The 17,441-nt window shown below is 64.6% G+C and carries 17 protein-coding genes, 1 tRNA gene and 3 pseudogenes; 14 read left to right on the forward strand and 7 right to left on the reverse strand.

Annotation, left to right across the window (positions count from 1 at the left end; translation table 11 throughout):
* Positions 1-539 precede the first annotated feature (539 nt).
* A complete protein-coding gene (locus SKC42_RS23280) occupies positions 540-1,985 on the reverse strand; it encodes a gamma-aminobutyraldehyde dehydrogenase (protein ID WP_330966673.1) in 1,446 nt (481 codons plus the stop codon).
* A 5-nt stretch (positions 1,986-1,990) separates the two neighbouring features.
* The gene (locus SKC42_RS23285; RefSeq protein WP_330966620.1) at positions 1,991-3,640 is read right to left on the reverse strand and encodes an APC family permease; all 1,650 of its coding nucleotides are present in this window, start codon (positions 3,638-3,640) and stop codon (positions 1,991-1,993) included.
* Between the two features lie 346 nt (positions 3,641-3,986).
* Here SKC42_RS23285 and SKC42_RS23290 point away from each other — a divergent pair, with 346 nt between their 5' ends.
* From SKC42_RS23290 to SKC42_RS23315, 6 genes are all read left to right on the forward strand, one after another.
* Positions 3,987-4,517 (forward strand): Lrp/AsnC family transcriptional regulator, encoded by a 531-nt coding sequence (locus SKC42_RS23290; RefSeq protein WP_330966621.1) that lies wholly within the window; start codon positions 3,987-3,989, stop codon positions 4,515-4,517.
* The gene (locus tag SKC42_RS23295) at positions 4,514-5,869 is read left to right on the forward strand and encodes an aspartate aminotransferase family protein (RefSeq protein ID WP_330966622.1); all 1,356 of its coding nucleotides are present in this window, start codon (positions 4,514-4,516) and stop codon (positions 5,867-5,869) included. Before SKC42_RS23290 ends, SKC42_RS23295 begins: the two co-directional genes overlap by 4 nt.
* 152 nt (positions 5,870-6,021) lie before the next feature.
* Positions 6,022-7,137: an alanine dehydrogenase gene (gene ald / locus SKC42_RS23300; protein ID WP_330966623.1), complete on the forward strand. Its 1,116-nt coding sequence runs from the start codon at positions 6,022-6,024 to the stop codon at positions 7,135-7,137.
* Between the two features lie 165 nt (positions 7,138-7,302).
* On the forward strand, positions 7,303-7,599 hold the full coding sequence (locus tag SKC42_RS23305) for a hypothetical protein (protein WP_442932231.1): 297 nt from the start codon (positions 7,303-7,305) through the stop codon (positions 7,597-7,599).
* Complete coding sequence (locus tag SKC42_RS23310; RefSeq protein WP_330966625.1) at positions 7,600-8,520, forward strand: hypothetical protein; 921 nt, start codon at positions 7,600-7,602, stop codon at positions 8,518-8,520.
* Positions 8,511-8,774 (forward strand): hypothetical protein, encoded by a 264-nt coding sequence (locus tag SKC42_RS23315; protein ID WP_330966626.1) that lies wholly within the window; start codon positions 8,511-8,513, stop codon positions 8,772-8,774. Before SKC42_RS23310 ends, SKC42_RS23315 begins: the two co-directional genes overlap by 10 nt.
* An 8-nt stretch (positions 8,775-8,782) precedes the next feature.
* Here the strand turns inward: SKC42_RS23315 and SKC42_RS23320 are convergent, their stop codons facing one another.
* Positions 8,783-9,979, reverse strand: coding sequence for a L,D-transpeptidase (locus SKC42_RS23320; protein ID WP_330966627.1), 1,197 nt, complete (start codon positions 9,977-9,979; stop codon positions 8,783-8,785).
* Positions 9,980-10,074: 95 nt separating this feature from the next.
* Between SKC42_RS23320 and SKC42_RS23325 the strand changes: the two genes are divergently transcribed.
* From SKC42_RS23325 to SKC42_RS23345, 5 genes and pseudogenes are all read left to right on the forward strand, one after another.
* Entirely contained in the window at positions 10,075-10,314 is a 240-nt protein-coding gene (locus tag SKC42_RS23325; RefSeq protein ID WP_330966628.1) for a hypothetical protein, read from the forward strand.
* 124 nt (positions 10,315-10,438) lie between these two features.
* A tRNA-Lys gene (locus tag SKC42_RS23330) sits at positions 10,439-10,514 on the forward strand.
* Between the two features lie 354 nt (positions 10,515-10,868).
* A pseudogene (locus SKC42_RS27855) lies at positions 10,869-11,317 on the forward strand (AAA family ATPase); the annotation flags it as partial.
* A pseudogene (locus SKC42_RS23340) lies at positions 11,313-11,963 on the forward strand (aminoglycoside phosphotransferase family protein); the annotation flags it as partial. The pseudogenes SKC42_RS27855 and SKC42_RS23340, both read left to right, overlap by 5 nt.
* Positions 11,964-12,078: 115 nt before the next feature.
* Positions 12,079-12,840 carry a nucleotidyltransferase domain-containing protein gene (locus SKC42_RS23345; RefSeq protein ID WP_330966630.1) on the forward strand — a complete coding sequence of 254 codons (762 nt, stop codon included), beginning with the start codon at positions 12,079-12,081 and terminating at the stop codon, positions 12,838-12,840.
* A 144-nt stretch (positions 12,841-12,984) separates the two neighbouring features.
* On the opposite strand, the pseudogene SKC42_RS23350 reads toward SKC42_RS23345, so the two are convergent.
* Both SKC42_RS23350 and SKC42_RS23355 read right to left on the reverse strand, forming a co-directional pair.
* Positions 12,985-13,191, reverse strand: a pseudogene (locus SKC42_RS23350) (DDE-type integrase/transposase/recombinase); the annotation flags it as partial.
* Positions 13,192-13,495: 304 nt separating this feature from the next.
* Positions 13,496-13,723, reverse strand: coding sequence for a DUF3618 domain-containing protein (locus SKC42_RS23355; protein WP_085254855.1), 228 nt, complete (start codon positions 13,721-13,723; stop codon positions 13,496-13,498).
* A 103-nt stretch (positions 13,724-13,826) separates the two neighbouring features.
* Between SKC42_RS23355 and bcp the strand changes: the two genes are divergently transcribed.
* From bcp to SKC42_RS23370, 3 genes are all read left to right on the forward strand, one after another.
* The gene (gene bcp / locus SKC42_RS23360) at positions 13,827-14,303 is read left to right on the forward strand and encodes a thioredoxin-dependent thiol peroxidase (protein ID WP_330966631.1); all 477 of its coding nucleotides are present in this window, start codon (positions 13,827-13,829) and stop codon (positions 14,301-14,303) included.
* Between the two features lie 115 nt (positions 14,304-14,418).
* Complete coding sequence (locus SKC42_RS23365; protein WP_330966632.1) at positions 14,419-14,715, forward strand: hypothetical protein; 297 nt, start codon at positions 14,419-14,421, stop codon at positions 14,713-14,715.
* Between the two features lie 267 nt (positions 14,716-14,982).
* On the forward strand, positions 14,983-15,480 hold the full coding sequence (locus SKC42_RS23370; RefSeq protein ID WP_330966633.1) for a DUF3060 domain-containing protein: 498 nt from the start codon (positions 14,983-14,985) through the stop codon (positions 15,478-15,480).
* Between the two features lie 5 nt (positions 15,481-15,485).
* Here the strand turns inward: SKC42_RS23370 and SKC42_RS23375 are convergent, their stop codons facing one another.
* Together SKC42_RS23375 and acpS are read right to left on the reverse strand one after the other, a co-directional pair.
* Entirely contained in the window at positions 15,486-16,820 is a 1,335-nt protein-coding gene (locus SKC42_RS23375; RefSeq protein WP_330966634.1) for a dipeptidase, read from the reverse strand.
* A gap of 211 nt (positions 16,821-17,031) precedes the next feature.
* On the reverse strand, positions 17,032-17,424 hold the full coding sequence (acpS, locus tag SKC42_RS23380) for a holo-ACP synthase AcpS (RefSeq protein WP_085254851.1): 393 nt from the start codon (positions 17,422-17,424) through the stop codon (positions 17,032-17,034).
* Positions 17,425-17,441: the final 17 nt, after the last annotated feature.

The raw sequence follows: 17,441 nt of genomic DNA on the forward strand, positions 1-17,441 counted from the left end.
CAACACCGCCACCACCAATACGCAAGCACGCCAAAGCCTCCCGCAATACCCTAAATGACGATCACCACCACCACCGACACACATTTTGCGATAACCGTCGACGGCGCCGCAGCCTGCAGCGTGTTGTCCGCATAGCACTCCTGCCGCCCTATCTCCTCATGGTTGACACTCCATGCGCCGTCCGGGCCGGGAGAGCGCCGGGCAGTTCGTCGCGTGAAAGATAGAGGTAGAAGACCTCATCGGCGTCGGGTCTGCTGCCCCGGCGGGTGACGGTTTCGGTCACGCGGTCTCATTGGCCGGTGTGGTCATGCCTCAACGAAGCCGTGGAGGGTCGCTTGGACACACTACGGGGCAACGCTTTTCAGACTACGCATCCCTCATCAACTACCGGCTGCGTTCACTGCTACACAGTGGGAAAAGCCGCCAAATGCCGAGACACTGATACGACTATGTCGTAGATCAGATCGCCGTCTCGGCGAGGAAGGCAGTCCGCTGGTGGTTCGCAGTGGTCGGTGCAGCGAACGAGAGGGCTGGCGGGCTTAGGCCTCGAACCCGTGCCAGTGCATGACATGTTTGATTCGGGTGTAGTCCTCCAGGCCATACATCGAGAGGTCCTTGCCGTAGCCAGAATGCTTGAACCCGCCATGCGGCATCTCGGCTACCACCGGAATATGGGTGTTGATCCAAACGCAGCCAAAATCTAGCTGGGCCGCCACGCGCGCGGCGGTGTCAACGTTCTTCGTCCACACCGAAGACGCCAAACCGTATTCGGAACCGTTGGCCAACGTAAGCGCTTGCTTCTCGTCGCTAAATCGCTGGGCCGTCACAACGGGCCCGAAAATCTCGGTCTGGACCAACTCGTCACCCTGCTGCAGGTCAGCGATCAGGGTGGGCTCGTAAAAGAAGCCGGGGCAGTCCCTGCGCTCGCCGCCGGCAAGGATTCGAGCATATGCAGGAGTGCGGGACACCAGCCCGGAGATGTGGCGCATCTGGTCGGCGTTGTTGATCGGTCCGAACGCGATCTCCCCATCCGTCGGGTCGTAACCGGTCTTGATCGAGGCGACCGATTCGGTCATCGCAGACAGGAACTGGTCATAGATTTGGTCGTGGATGATAAGTCGGGTCGCCGCGGTGCAGTCTTGACCGGCGTTGAAATATCCTGCAGCCGTTACCCCCTCGACCGCGGCGTCGATGTCGGCGTCATTGAAGATAATCACCGGAGCGTTGCCGCCGAGTTCCAGGTGAGCACGTTTGAGGTCATTGGCCGCGTTGGCTGCCACGGCCATGCCGCCCCGGGTGGATCCGGTGAACGACACCATCCGCGGCACCGGGTGCGCGACGAGCGCGGCACCCGTATCACGATCGCCGCAGACTAAATTGCACACCCCGGGTGGGAAGATCTCCTGCATCTTCTCCACCAGCCAATAAGACGATGCCGGCGTCGTCTCGGATGGCTTGAGGACCACAGTGCAGCCAGCGGCCAAGGCTGGAGCGAACTTCCAGACCGCCATCATCATCGGGTAGTTCCACGGAGCTACCTGCGCGACGGGGCCGACCGGCTCACGACGGATCGATGAGGTATGGCCGCGCATGTATTCGCCCTGGGAGCGACCTTCGAGAACTCGCCCTGCGCCGGCAAAGAACCGAATCTGGTCGACCATCGGTGGAACTTCCTCCGACATGGTCACCGAGATCGGCTTGCCGGTGTTCTCGCTCTCGATCGCGACGAGCTCGTCGGCGTTGTCCTCGATGACGTCTGCGAGTCGCAGGAGCGCACGCTGCCGTTCGCTGGGGGTGGACCAGCGCCACGACTCGAATGCCGTCGCCGCCGCCTTGAATGCCTCATCTACGTCCCTGGCAGACGAGTTCGGCGCCGATGCATATACCTCCCCCGTCGACGGGTTGACGACATCCATCGCGCAGCCTTCGGCTGCCGCCTGGACTCGCCCTCCGATGATGTTGTAGTAGGACTTCTTTTCGGGTATCACAATCACCTCGTGGAGTTCGTTGTTCTTATTTGGTGAGTATCTGGGCCGGCGGACCCGTGACTTGTGGGGACACTAAGATCGGTGGTCATGCTCTGCGGGAGCGTCTGCGTCCGAAAGAATTTGGGTCGCAATATCCGCATCACAATCATCAACGTGAACCCGAGCAACAAAATGCCGAAAGCCAGATAAAAGACCAGGCCGATGCCCCCGATGGACGCGCCACTGCCATGGCGGGGGTCGATACTCTCTTGTTCCGAGATCACGAAGACGAGCGCTAGCATAACTCCGCCCAGCAGCGGGAAGAGAAACTTAAATAGTGCGTTGCGGATGCTGTAGAAGAGCACCTTGCGGAAGTACCACACGCATGCGAATGCGGTGATTCCGTAGTACCAGCACACCAGGATGCCAAGGGCGGCAACGGTATCTAGCAAAACTCGCTCAGATAACAATCTGACGATGACGTAGAAAGCACTCGTAATTAGGCCGGCCGCGAGAGTGCTCACGATCGGCACCTGAAAGCGCGGGCTTATCCGTGCGAAGCTTTTGGGGAAAGCCTCGCTGGCGCCCATGGCAAGCATGCATCGTGCGGCAGGCAGGATCGTGGTCTGCACGCTCGCCACCGCCGACGCAAGGATCGCCAAGAACAGCAATTCGCTGCCCCAGCCGCCGAGTACCGGTCGCGCCAGGGCGCCGAATGCGTTGTCGGAGTGGGCCGTATTCCCCAGCCCTAGCCCCTTGGTACCCACGCCGGCGTACATCATTACTGCCACAGCCACCAGCAAGTAGGTAAGCAGAACCGTGACGACGCACAACATCCCGGCGCGCCCCGGCACTTTTTCGGGATCTTTGCATTCTTCCCCCAGGGTGAGGCAGGTGTCCCAACCCCAGAAGGCGAAGACCGAACCAGTGACCCCAATGACGAACGCGTTTATGGTGATCCCTGTGAACGGGTTGAACCAGTCGAAGCTGAACCTGAGGTCGGTCACCCCGTGACCTTGACCAGAACTAACGCTCGCGATGGCCGCAATTGCGAAGCCCACCAGTACCACCATCTGGAAGCACACCAGCCCGCGCTGCAGCCGCACGCTCGTTTCAATGCCGCGACTCGAAATCCAAGTTGCCACCACGATAAACGCTAGCGTGGTGGCAATGTCGATCCATTTGTTCGCCGCAAGATCGGCGATTCCGGGATCATGAAACAGCCCTGCGAGGAACAAGTAGAAGAACCGAACCGCCACCGCCGCTATGTTCGATAGAACGATGATCGTTGCGATCACCATCCCCCACCCGCACATCCATCCCACATAGGGACCAAATGCCTTTGTGGACCATGTAAATGATGCCCCGCAGTCAGGAAAATCGGAGTTCAGCTCGCGGTACGCGAAGGCGGTCAGGAGCATCGGGATAAACCCCGCGATGAATACCGCCGGCATTTTGAGTCCAACCGAGGCGACAATTAGGCCTATGCTTGCCGTCAGCGTGTAGCCCGGTGCGACGCACGAGATACCCAGTATGGCGCCAGAAAACGTCCCCACCGTTCCGGCGGCTAACCCTTTGTCGACCGTTCCGCTGCTAGGACCGGGGCTGATACGAATTGGCGCAGTTGACGTTTGAGGCACTTGCCGGCCGGCCCCCGATTCGGCGGCCGTCATAACGGATCGTTCACCGCAGCGCATCCCCGCTCGGCAAGGTCGATCGCCCACATCGAGGTGCGGGGCTGGCCAGGTTGAGATCGCTCGCGCCACCTGGCGCCGTTTCCCGCTGCCCGCTCCGCACATTACGTAGAGCCGCGGCGCCACCGGAGGGCCGTTCCCTGGCTGGCACGTGGGTCACCGCTCCGCCGCTGATCGTTGATCGACCTCGGCCGACGAGACGATTGCTGTCATGAAACGAAGATAACCGACCACCACCGACCTCGCCACTGATTCAATGGCGATCCAAGGGGCCTCCTCCTGATTCAGTAGTTTAGTGGTGCGAGATCCACGGATTCAGTGCATAATGGTTGATGTGGTCAACTCCGCGGTTCCAACCGGCGACGAACCGGCGCCTCGTTGCGCTCCCGTTGCGCTGAACCACGGCACGGCGGTGCTCGACGAGGTATCCAAAGCGATCATCGAGATCATGCAAGAAGATGGTCGGTCGTCTTACGCCAGCATTGCCAAGGCCATCGGGCTGTCGGAGGCGGCGGTGCGTCAGCGCGTGCAGCGGCTGATCGACTCCCGGGTAGTGCAGGTTGTGGCCGTCACCGACCCGATGCAGCTTGGATTTGCCCGCCAGGCGATGATCGGTATCCGCTGCACCGGCGACACGGGCAAGCTCGCCGATCAACTCGCGGCTATCGACTCGATCGATTATGTGGTGCTGACTGCGGGGTCTTTCGACCTGATCGCTGAGGCAGTCTGCAAAGACGACGATGACCTCCTCGACCTACTCAACCGCAAAATCAGGGCCTTGCCCGAAGTCATCTCCACCGAGACGTTTGTATACCTCAAACTCGTTAAGCAACAATACAATTGGGGAACTCAATGACAAAGACTACCACCAAAGGCGCAAATCACCTGTGGGGTCATTTCGCCCGTCACGGCGCCGGCATCGCACCGCCGGTCATTACCCGCGGCGAGGGCGTGACCATCTGGGATGATCGGGGCAAGAGCTATCTCGACGGTTTGTCGGGATTGTTTGTCGTGCAGGTCGGCCACGGTCGTCGCGAACTCGCCGAGGCCGCCGCGCGGCAAGCCGAGACCCTCGGCTTCTTCCCACTGTGGTCGTATGCCACTTCGCCCGCAGTCGAGCTGGCCGAACGCTTGGCGCACTATGCACCCGGCGACGACAACCGCGTGTTCTTCACCACCGGCGGCAGTGAGGCCGTGGAGTCGGCCTGGAAGCTGGCAAAGCAGTACTTCAAGCTGACCGGTAAACCCGGTAAGTACAAAGCGATTTCGCGAGCGGTTGCCTACCACGGCACACCTCATGGGGCGCTGGCCATCACCGGCGTCCCCGCGTTTCAGGCGCCGTTTGCTCCGATCACGCCCGGCGGTGTCCGAGTTCCGAATACAAACTTCTATCGGGCGCCCGCGCCGTATGAAAACGACCTGAAGGCGTTCGGACAGTGGGCGGCGAACAGGATTGCCGAGGCGATTGAATACGAGGGACCCGACTCGGTAGCGGCGGTCTTCTTGGAGCCCGTGCAAAACGCGGGTGGATGCTTCCCGCCGCCGCCAGGCTATTTCGAGCGGGTGCGTGAAATCTGTGATGAGTACGACGTACTGCTCGTTTCCGACGAGGTGATCTGTGCGTTTGGTCGCCTGGGAGGGATGTTCGCGTGCAACGAATTTGGCTACGAGCCCGACATCATCACCTGCGCCAAAGGCTTGACCTCTGGCTACTCCCCGCTTGGGGCGATGGTCGCCACCGGCAAGCTGTTCGAGCCCTTCAACGACGGTAAGACGACATTTCCGCACGGCTACACCTTCGGCGGACATCCGGTGTCGTGTGCGGTGGCGATGGCCAACCTCGATATCTTCGAGCGTGAGGATCTCAATGATCACGTCCGAAGGGAGGCACCTGCCTTCCGCGCCTCACTGGAAGAGTTGCTTGATCTGCCAATCGTTGGAGATGTGCGCGGTGAGGGATTCTTCTATGGCATCGAGCTCGTCAAAGACAAGGCCACCAAAGAGACGTTCAATGCCGACGAGAGCGAGCGGCTGCTACGCGGCTTCTTGTCGTCGGCGCTCCTCGAGGCTGGACTCTACTGCCGCGCCGACGATCGCGGCGATCCCGTCGTGCAATTGGCGCCCCCGTTGATCAGCGGCCAAAAGGAATTCGACCAAATCACGCAGATTCTGCGCAGCGTGCTGTCGGAGGCTTGGTGTCGGCTGTAGCCGTTCCCGGGTTGCCGACGACACCTCGTGGAATTCCGCCTCTCGCAGGGTGGGGTCGATAAATATTTGACTTTGTACGACAGGCGTGCGAATAGAGCAGGTCTTCTTCGTCCTTGGGACGACCCTTCCATATCTTCTTTAGAGGAGTCATTATGCGCATCGGCGTACCGGCCGAGATCAAGAACAATGAATTTCGGGTAGCGATCACCCCCGCCGGGGTCGCAGAGCTCACCCGACGTGAACACGCCGTCGTCATCCAGGCCGGAGCCGGCGAAGGCTCTGCGATATCTGATGGGGATTTCAAAGCCGCCGGCGCGGAAATCGTTGACACCGCCGACCAGGTATGGGCAGAGGCCGACCTCTTACTCAAGGTAAAAGAACCCATTGAGGCCGAGTACAGCCGGATGCGCCGCGACCAGACGTTGTTCACCTACCTGCACCTGGCAGCGTCACGACCGTGCACCGATGCGCTCCTTTCGTCTGGCACGACGTCCATTGCCTATGAAACGGTGCAGACTGCCGATGGTGCACTGCCACTGCTTGCACCGATGAGCGAAGTCGCCGGCCGGCTGTCGGCTCAGGCAGGCGCCTACCACCTGATGCGCACGCAAGGGGGGCGCGGTGTGCTGATGGGTGGTGTTCCGGGCGTCGCGCCGGCAAAGGTTGTGGTCATCGGTGGCGGCACGGCTGGCTACCATGGCGCCCGCATCGCCAGCGGGATGGGTGCTGACGTGACGATCTTCGACATCAACATCAACCGGCTGCGGGAGCTTGACGCAGAGTTCGGCGGGCGCATTCAGACACGTGTCTCGTCTGCATATGACCTCGAATCTGTGGTCAAAGACGCCGATCTAGTCATCGGAGCGGTATTGGTGCCCGGGGCCAAGGCCCCCAAGCTGATCCCGAACGCCCTTGTCGCGCGCATGAAGCCGGGTTCAGTGCTAGTGGACATCGCGATTGACCAAGGTGGATGCTTCGAGGACTCCCGCCCGACCACACACGATGATCCGACGTTCACGGTGCACGACAGCGTTTTTTACTGTGTGGCCAACATGCCGGGTGCGGTTCCCAGGACGTCGACCTACGCCCTGACGAATGCGACCATGCCTTACGTACTGAAACTGGCAGACCTCGGCTGGCGAGCGGCATGCACGTCCGACCCGGCGCTGGCCAAGGGTTTGTCGACCCACGACGGAAAATTGCTGTCAGAACAACTCGGAGCTGATCTCAATCTGCCGTGGGCCGATCCGGCCGCAGAGCTGGTTTAACGGCTGGAAACCGAATGCCTGGGGCATGTAGTGCGCCACCAGGCATTCGGGACGGCCGGCGTCACCCAGACGCCCAACCCGCAGGTCGGACGGTTATCGGCTCCTCTGACTTCACGGCGGCCGGGGTGAATGGCCACCCCCGCGCGATCGGCTTACACTCGCGCCGTGGGAGGGAAAAACCTGCAGATTGTCACCGCTGAGCTGCAGGCTGCGGCCGCTCAGTGGGCGGCGCTGAGCACGCAACTCACCTCGGTGCCGCCGTCGCCGGGGCACCCATTTCAGCCGACCGCGGCGGCGGTCGGCGCCATCCATGCGGCGGTCGGTGCCGCCTCGGCCTCGTTCGTCGCTCGGACTCAGGCCACCGCCACGGCCATGACGGCGGCGGCCGGCGGCTACACCGAGGAGGAAGCCGCCGCCGCGAGCGAGATGGCGATACCCGTGCCACAGATCCGGATGGTCTAGATGGTCGCCACCCTGTCGCAGATTCACGCGTGGAGCACGGATCACCTGGTCAACGCGGCGAGCCACTGGACCGACACCGGGGACCGCTGGGAAGACACCTTCCTGCGCATCAGGAACCAGTCCCACACCATGACATGGCACGGCGAGGGCGGTGACGCCTTGCGCCAGCGAACCAGTGCGGACCTGGCAACCGTCAGCGCGAAAGCCGATCAACTACGTCAGGCCGCGGGCATCGCCCGAAGCGGGGCCAGCGACATCGGCGCCGCGCAGCGACGGGTCATCTATGGCGTCGAGGACGCCCAGAACGCCGGCTTCGTTGTGGGAGAGGACCTCTCGGTCACCGATACCCGGATGACCAGTGACCCCGTCGAGCGCGCGACCCGCCAAGCGCAGGCCGAGGCGTTCGCCGGCGATCTTCGTGCGCGGGCCGAGCAACTGGAGTTGACGGAAACGAAGGTCGCCGGCCAACTCACCGCCAGCACCGCCGACGTAGACAACATCGACTTCGGGCCCGAGCCGACCCCGAAACCGCAAATTCCCAATGACCGCAACGGGATTCAGTTGGTCGACTTCAAGCAGGACGGCCCCACGCCGGCACCACCGTTGCCGCCAGGCCAGCCGGTCCCACCGCAGCCGCCGGCGATCAAGATCACCCCTCACCCGAACCCGCCCGCCGTCATCAACACCCACGCGGGCGAGAACCCGGTACCCGACCCCGGCAAGCACGAATGCGATGGCTGGGACATCACGAAATACGTGGGCGAGGGGGTCGGAGGGCCGTTGTTGGTGACAGGCTCCGTCATGGGCGGTATTGCCGCCTCACCACTTGGCCCGGCGGAATGGGCCATGGCGATCGGTGGGGTTCTCACGGGCGGGGCAACCACCATCGACGGCTTCAAAGGCCTTGCGGGGTGCGAGTAGTGCACGCCTACGCGCTCGTCGTAGTCATCGTGGGCGGTCTGCTCGGCGCCGGCGTGATCGCGTACGTCCGGCGCGGCGAGCGACTTCGCACCGTCCTGTTCGCGCTGCCCGTGGCGGGGGCGCTCTGGCTTGTGGTCGACTTCGTCATCACACCGGAGGACCGCTGGGTCAATGGGATTGCGTTGGCCCTCGCCGCGGCGGTGGTCGCCGGTGGGTTTGGTTACCAACAGCTGAGGCGGCGGCGCGGCGCTTGAGCGCGCGATCAGGTGTCGGCGTTGCCGGCCTTCCACACCGGCCACGGGATGTTCCAGTCGCCCAGCCCCTCGGTGCCGGACAACGGTGGGCCCACCGTGTTGATCACCTGGACGATGTCGCCGCTCTTGCTGTGGTCGTAGAACCACTCGGCGTTGCTGGGACTGACGTTCAGGCAGCCGTGGCTGGTGTTGGTGTGCCCCTGCGCCCCGACCGACCACGGCGCGGAGTGCACGAATACGCCGCTGTAGGACATCTGGGTGGCCCAGTCGACCTCGGTGCGATATCCGTTGGGCGAGTTCACGGGAACGCCGTAGGTCGACGAATCCATAATGATGTGCTTGAACCGGGCGCCGATGATGTAGACGCCGCTGGCCGTCGGGGTGCTGTCCTTGCCCATCGAGGTGGGCATGGTCTTGACGACCTCGCCGTTGACCCGCACGGTCACCATCTTGGTGGTGTCGTCGGCCGTCGAGATCACCTCGTCGCCGATGGTGAAGTGCGTCTTGACGTTGTCCTCACCGAACATGCCGTTGCCCAGATCGGCCCCGTAGGTGTTGACGGCCACATCGATCGCCGTGCCGGGCTTCCAGAAATGCTCGGGGCGCCAACGGACTTCGCGGTTGGTCAGCCAGTAGAACGCCCCCTCCACCGGAGGGTTGGTGGTGATGACGATGGCCTTCTGGGCCGCGGCGCGGTTGGCGATATTCTCGTCGAAGCGGATGGCCACCGGTTCCCCGATGCCGACGACCTCGCCGTCGCCAGGACTTACGTAGGGCATGGTCAGGTGCGCCGGCGAACTGGTCTGGAACGTCATCTGCTTGCTCGCCGCTCCGCCCAGGCCCAGGGCCTTGGCATTCAGCGTGTAGCGCCGGTTGTAGCCGAGCTGCTCGGCGGTCTGCCAGCGCAACCCGTCGGGGCTCAGCTGGCCGTTGATCGACCTGCCGTTGTCATTGACCATGGTGACCGACGCGAGGACGCCGTCGGCCACGCCGACCGTCACCGGCGCGTCGACGGTGACACCGACGGCGCCGTCGCTCACCGAGGCGGTGAGCTTGGGGACCAGCAGGTCGGCGAACGGCGTGCCCTTGTCGAAGATCACCTTGGCCGGCGCGGCATGCTGCTCCCCGCCACAGGCGACGCCAACCACGGCGACCACGGCCAGCACAACGGCGAGCCACGATCGACGACTACGCGAACGCGCCATCCAGTGACCTCCCCTCTGACTTCCGCTAGTTGATCACCGCTGACCACCAAGAATCGGAAGAATTGTAAAGGCTATTGGGCCGGCCCCGAGGCGACATGCGGGGACACACCCGTCCGGGACCCGGCCCGCAACCGGAGCCGACGGGCCGACCGGCACGCGGGGCGGGAAAGGCCTGGTCAGGCCGGCTGGTCGACACACTGGGCGGCTCGTCGCCGACCGCGACGCTCAGCGCAAAACCCACCGCGAGGAAGGCGGCGATGTCCGTATCGGGCATGAGTGACCTGGACGCGGCGTTCGTCACCGACCGAACGCCCTACCGCGGGACGCTGTTCTGATCGTGAAGGCCACGCGGCTCCGCCGGCCGGGCCGTCGCCGAGCCGCTATCCTGGGACGGGTCGGGGATTTCGCCAAGCGACAGGATGCCTGTTATTGTCGCCTACGCGGTTTAGGCCGACAAAAGCGCCGTTAGCTCAGTTGGTAGAGCAGCTGACTCTTAATCAGCGGGTCCGGGGTTCGAAACCCTGACGGCGCACCACACGGATACTTATTTGACCTGCACTGACGCCTATAAGGCTTCGGGTAGGCGCATCCCGCCCCGAGGTTCGGTGTCACCAGGATGTCACAACATCGCCCAAACTCCTCCCGGCGTCACGTAACGGCTTGTCCCCCCTCGACCTCATATCCAGCAGTCAATCGCCAATGCGCCCAAGATGGCTCGGCCCCCAGAACCGTTCGACACGCAATGCTTTGCGGGTTTGCAGGAGATGCTGATTTGCCGTCGGACCGCAGCTGCGTCCGCGTGGGCGTGATGTCGTCACTGCTCGATGCCCTTGGCGCTGACCAACGATAGGATCGCGGCACAGATGTGTGAGTTAGAGGGAGGTTGGAGATGGCGCGCGCCGACTTGCTCCTCGACCTCGTGGATGCCGAGCGTCGCGGTGATCGGGATCGCTTCCGGGTCCTCGTCGAGGCAGTCATCGCCGAGGAACGTGCCAACCAGCACCACCTGCTCGCGGACCGATTCTCGGAGCTCATCACCACTACGGGGCAGAGCCTCATCCGCGACGACCGTGCCGCGGCGATTCGCGACCTAGTGCTGACCTAGTGCAGGAAGTCCTGCCGAACCGTCGTCTGGATGATTTGGAGCTAGCGTCCGCTCCGCGACGGGTGGTGACCGAGCGGATCGAGGAGCAGAAGCGTGCAGAGCTGCTGCGCAGCTACGGAATCGAACCGCATAATCGGATCCTGTTGTCGGGTCCTCAGGGAAACGGTGAGATCCGCGTCGCGGAAGCTATCGCCTCCGAGTTGATGCTTCCGTTTTACGTGATTCGTTATGAGTACCCCGGCGGAGGGCTTCGAATGGCCCTGGTCCGTCTGCCGCTGGATCGAAGGAGAAAACCCGCAGGTCGGCCGACTCACCGACCCCATCGGGCTGGCCCAGGATCTCGCCGCCTTCATCAGTGCCCTGCGCGCCATTGACCCCACCGGGGGGCCACCCGCGCATCGGGGTTCGCCCCTGGCGGTGCAGGACGAGGAGGCGCGCGCTGCGCTGGGAGACCTGGACGGGCTCATCGACGTGCGTGCGGCGACCGCAGCGTGGGAGGAGGCCGTAGGTGTCCCGGCGTACACGGGGCCGCCGATGTGGTTCCACGGGGATTTGTCTCCGTTTAACCTGCTGACCGTGCGGGGTCGGCTGAGCGGCGTCATCGACTTTGGTCTCATGGGTATCGGGGATCCCAGCATCGACTTGATCCCCGCGTGGAATCTGCTGCCCCCACTTGCGCGAGAGCAATTCCGCACCACGCTGAGGGTCGATGACGACGCCTGGGCACGCGGACGCGGCTGGGCCCTGTCGGGCGCGCTCATCGCGCTGCCGTACTACAAGGACACCAACCCGCGGCTCGCGAACAATGCCCGTTATGTCATCGGTGAAATCCTCGCCGATCGCCAGCACGGTAACAAAGCCCTGTGCACCCAAAGCTGACCGCAAGTGCACAGTAAGGCGGCGTGCGATCGCTGCCCGTTTCGGGTGGTGCCCAGAGAAAACGGGCCATGAGCAGCGGATTACCGCGTGCCGCGGTTTGGCACGATCGACTCTCATGACCCGCGCTGACGACGATACGTTCCTAGATGCTGTGGCAGACCGGCTTGCGGGCTTGGCCTGCGTGGGCGCGGTGACGCTCGGCGGCTCGCGCGCTTTGGGCATCCATACCGCCGATAGTGACTGGGATCTGGCGGTGTACTACCGAGGCAACTTCACCCCGGACGACCTGCGCGTGATCGGTTGGACTGGGGAGGTCTTCGAGATCGGCGACTGGGGCGGCGGGGTGTTTAATGGTGGTGCGTGGCTAACGATCGATGGCCGCAAGGTCGACGTGCATTACCGCGACCTCGACGTCGTTGACCATGAACTTGCTCAAGCGCGGCAGGGTCGGTTCCATTGGGAACCGCTGATGTTTCACCTGGCCGGTATCCCTAGCTATTTGGTGGTCGCCGAGCTCGCGATCAGCCAGGTGCTGCGTGGCAGACTGCCGTGCCCGGATTATCCGGAAGCGCTACGCACGACCGCCCCGCCGTTTTGGCGCCACCGAGCGGCCCTGACACTGAATTACGCCAAGAACGCCTACGTGCAGCGTGGACTATTGACGGAGGTGGCTGCGGCATTGGCTACTGCGGCAACGAACACCGCGCACGCCATGCTGGCCGAGCGAGGCGAATGGGTCATCAACGAAAAGCGGCTGCTGCAGACCGCTGGGCTACGCGGTATCGACGCCATTGTGGCCGGGCTAACACCCGACCCCGAGACGTTGGCACGCGCAGTCGCCGACACCGAGGCGTTGTTAGGGCTGGAGGCCACTTAAAATTGTTGGGGTGATCGATCCCAGCCCGCGCCCGGTGTGCCGGTAATGATGTATCGGCGCATGGTCGAAAACTCCTTGGTGGTGTCGTGTCGGTTGGGGACGCGGACAGCCGGCGATTGGGTAGATCCGGCCGGGGAAGTCGGCCGATACTTCAACGTCTTGAATTGCGCCTCGCACCGGTTTGGAGGTCATCGAGGAGCCCGCGGTCGGCGTGGATGGTCAACCGGTCGCGCCCGATGTCCTGCTTGGTGCAAGTCTGACGGAGATCAATACCTCAGCAACCACGGCACTTTCGCGACTGGCGACCATCCACCCGACCACGTAGCGGGAGAAGATGTCCAAGATCACGTAGCAACACCGATCCGGCGTAGCGAAGTGTATGCGTACTCGGGGGGCGTGACTCGTTGTCACGACGTTGTCACAACTCACGAGAAACTCGCCTACCAAAGTCACGCAGACTGTGGCGGACTTCAATGGACCTATAGAACCGAAGTTCGCACGTCAGAGGCTAGACACTGGTGTCAATGGCCACACCTCTGCGGATGCTGATACATTGCCGCGCACGGCTCTTGGCTTACATCGACGTCGCCGACATGGTGGACCACCCAGCCCTGGGCCGACGACCTTCCGGTGCACGTCCAGAGCGGCGCGAAGGTCAGCGGTCCCTGACCCGGCGCACCACCACGATCACGACGACGGACGAGATGCCTACCAGCGAAGCGATGACCACCGGCTTCTTCACGAACTCGACGGCGCGGGCCTTGAGGTCGTCGGCCAGGCGGCGGGGGTTTGCGCGCTCGGCAAGCGAATCGACGGTGGCCGCCAGCTGGTCGCGGGCTTGGTCGATCTCCTGCTTGATGACCTCGGGATCCCGGTCCGCCACGTCTCTGTCCTCCGTCGCCCACTGTCCGACTGATGCACCTGCCGCACTACCCTAGATCAGCTGGCGCTACACCCAACGAACCGGTGAACCGAAAGGCAGAACGTTGACCGAAACCACGCGGCTCGCGCCGGGCGACAAAGCCCCCGCCTTCAGCCTGCCCGACGCCGACGGCAACACCGTGTCGCTGGCCGACTACACGGGCCGCCGGGTCATCGTGTACTTCTACCCGGCCGCCTCGACCCCGGGATGCACCAAACAAGCCTGCGCCTTCCGCGACAACCTGCACGACCTCAACGACGCCGGCATCGACGTCGTCGGCATCTCCCCCGACAAGCCCGAGAAGCTCGCGAAGTTCCGCGACACCGAGGAGCTGACCTTTCCTCTGCTGTCGGACCCCGATCGGACGGTGCTGACCGCGTGGGGCGCCTATGGCGAGAAGAAGATGTACGGCAAGACGGTGCAGGGCGTCATTCGCTCCACCTTCCTGGTCGATGAGAAGGGCAAGGTCGCCGTCGCGCAATACAACGTGAAGGCGGCCAACACGGCGACGAACATTCAGAAGCTCATCGCCCAGGGGTAGCTGCCGGCGGTCCGGATCCGCACACAACTTGTGATCGGTAGCCACACGCGAGCGAAACGATTTCGCGAGTGGCTCGCCGCACCGTGCGGGCTCGATCGCACGAAAGGACCGTCAGATGAGTACACCCCGCTCGTTCGCCCGGGTCATTGCGGGGGCGCTGCTTTCCGGCGGCGTGGCCGCGGCCGGCATGGGCTTGGCCGCGCCCGCCGGGGCCACCCCTCCTTCCTATTGGCACTACTGCCCCGGTCAGAAGTGGGGGTACACGGTTCCGATTCCCCCGGGCTTCGATCTGAACGTCTGCCACTGGTTCGCCGTCACGGTCGAGAGCAGCCCGTCGGGACCGGTGTATCACTTTGCGGAGGCCGATCCGTCCCAGATACCCCCGCCGTCGCCCGGCTTCCCCTGGCCGTGAGGGTGCGCAGCCGGGTTGGCCGCGGCTGAGTTCGCCGATTCGGGCTCCCCCGACACCTGGCCGAACCCGGATCCTTCCGGCCTACCGCGGGGTCGCCGCGAGCACGGACGCCCAGCAGACTCGGCTCGGGGCGGTGTCGACAAGCGCGGACCCGCTGCAAGAGGTGGTCGCCGTGCTTTCGCAACCCGTTCCCTATGGGCGTCACAAGAAAGCCGCAAGGGGCGTGCGCCACAATGACGCGCGCTGCGAACCGAGAAGGAGCCGGCGGTGAACACCACTCCCGACGACCCCGAGCAGTACATCCGCAACCTGGACGGCGGGAGCGGCCGGGCGCCGGGCCCATCTGGCCCGGCTCCGGCCGAGGGAACGTTCCGGCACCTCCTGCGCGATGCCGCCAGGCGGCGGGGACGGGTGGTGTTGGTGTGCGCGGTCGCCGCCGCCCTGGCCCTCGTGTTCGTCGTCGGTCACAACGCCGGCGGCACCACGGTGCACGGCAACCTCATCATGCTCAACAGCGGCGCCACGGACAGGATCGACTGCAACAACGGCAGCCTGAAGCTGGACGGCGACAACAACACCTACACCATCACCGGCCACTGCCGCCGGCTGGAAATCTCCGGCAGCGCCAACCACGTCACCGCCGACAGCGTCGACACCATCAGCATCCTCGGCGACGACAACGCGGTGGTCTATCGCTCCGGCTCACCGACGATCAACCGGACGGGGAACAACGACATCGTCGACCAGCGCCCGGGCGGTCACTGACCGCGTCAGCCGAGGTTCGCCAGCAGCAGCGCCTCCGCGATCGCCGCACGTTCGAGCACGCCGAGGTGAAGGCTCTCGTTGATGCTGTGCGCCTGGGTCCCGGGGTCCTCTACGCCCGTGACCAGGATCTTGGCCGCCGGGAAGGCGGCGGCGAACTCGGCGATGAACGGGATCGAGCCGCCCATGCCCATGTCGATCGGCTCGTTTCCCCATGCCTGGCGGAAGGCCGCGCGCGCGGCGTCGTAGACGGCGCCGCTGGCGTCGATAGCGTACGGCTCGCCCTTGTCGCCGCGTGTGACGGTGACGTGCGCGCCCCACGGGGCGTGCTCCCGCAGGTGGGTGGTCAGCGAGTCCAGATGCGCCGCGGCGTCCCCGCCGGGCGCCACCCGCATGCTGATCTTCGCCCGGGCCCGCGGGATCAGCGTGTTCGAGGCGGCGGCAACCGGCGTGGTGTCGATCCCGATCACCGTGATCGCCGGCTTCGCCCACAGCCGCTCGGGCACCGAACCCGTGCCGATCTCGGACACCCCCTCCAGCACGCCCGAGTCGGCGCGCACCCGCTCCGCGGGGTAGTCGGGGTAGTTCAGCGACGCGACGTCGGTCTCGTGCAGGCCGGCCACCGCCACGTTGCCGTCTTCGTCGTGCAGGCTGGCGAGCATCCGCACCAGCGCGCTGAGCGCGTCGGGAACGACGCCGCCCCACAGCCCCGAGTGCAACCCGTGGTCGAGGGTGGCGACCTCGACCACGCAGTCGACCAGGCCGCGCAGCGACACCGTCAGCGCCGGGACCTCGGTGCTCCAGTTGTCGGAGTCCGCGATGACGATCACGTCGGCGGCCAGCGCGTCGTGATGCGCGGCGAGCAGCCCGCCCAGCGACGGCGAGCCGGATTCCTCCTCACCCTCGACGAAGACCGTCACACCCACCGGCGGCTGACCCCCGTGCGCGCGGAAGGCCGCCAAATGCGTTGCGATGCCAGCCTTGTCATCGGCACTTCCGCGGCCATAGAGCCGGCCGTCGCGTTCGGTGGGCTCGAAGGGCGGCGACGCCCACTGGTCCGGGTCGCCTTCGGGCTGGACGTCGTGGTGGGCGTACAGCAGCACGGTCGGCGCGCCGGGCGGTGCGGGGTGCCGGGCGATCACCGCGGGCGCCCCGCCCTCGCTGACGATCTGCACGTCGCCAAAACCCGCCTGCGACAACAACTCCGCCACCGCCTGCGCGCTGCGGTGCACCTCCGCGCGCCGACCGGGATCGGCCCACACCGACTGGATGCGCATCAGGTCTTCGAGGTCGCGCCGCACCGACGGCAGCACTTCGTGGACGCGTTCGACAAGATCGCTCATGTTCCCGAGGCTAGTGTCGCGCTCCCTTCTTGCGCGAGCAGACGCAAAAGAGGCCACTCACCGGCGTGTCGCGGGACTTTTGCGTCTGCTCGCGGGCGAGGGCAACCCCCTCGAGGACTCTCGCGAGCCCCTCCGTCCACCGCGAGCGTGCGCAGAATGCCACTTCGACCCGGCGTGTCGCGGACAGACACGCACGCTCGCGGTCAAAGGATTAGGGGGCTTCCAGGATGGCGACGGCCGCGGCGGTGTCGCCCTCGTGGGTCAGCGACACGTGGATCGTCACGTCGGCCAGGTGCTCGGCGACGGCGCCGGTCAGCCGGACCCGGGGTCGTCCCCACATGTCGGTGACGACCTCGATGTCGCGGTGGATGGCCTCCGGCAACACCGGCCGCTGGGCGAACCGCGATCCCGACCACGCCTTGATCACGGCCTCCTTCGCGGCCCACCGGGCCGCCAGGTGCCGCGCCGCCGACGAGCTCTTGTCCGACGCGTCGCGCCGCTCACCCGGGGTGAACGTCTCGGAGAACACCGTCCCCGGCTGGTCGACCTGCTCCGCGAATTCAGCGATGGAGACAAGGTCGATCCCGACTCCCACGATGCCCATGGCTGGCCAGGCTAGCG

The organism is Mycobacterium sp. 050134, from assembly GCF_036409085.1.
Taxonomy (GTDB): Bacteria; Actinomycetota; Actinomycetes; order Mycobacteriales; family Mycobacteriaceae; genus Mycobacterium.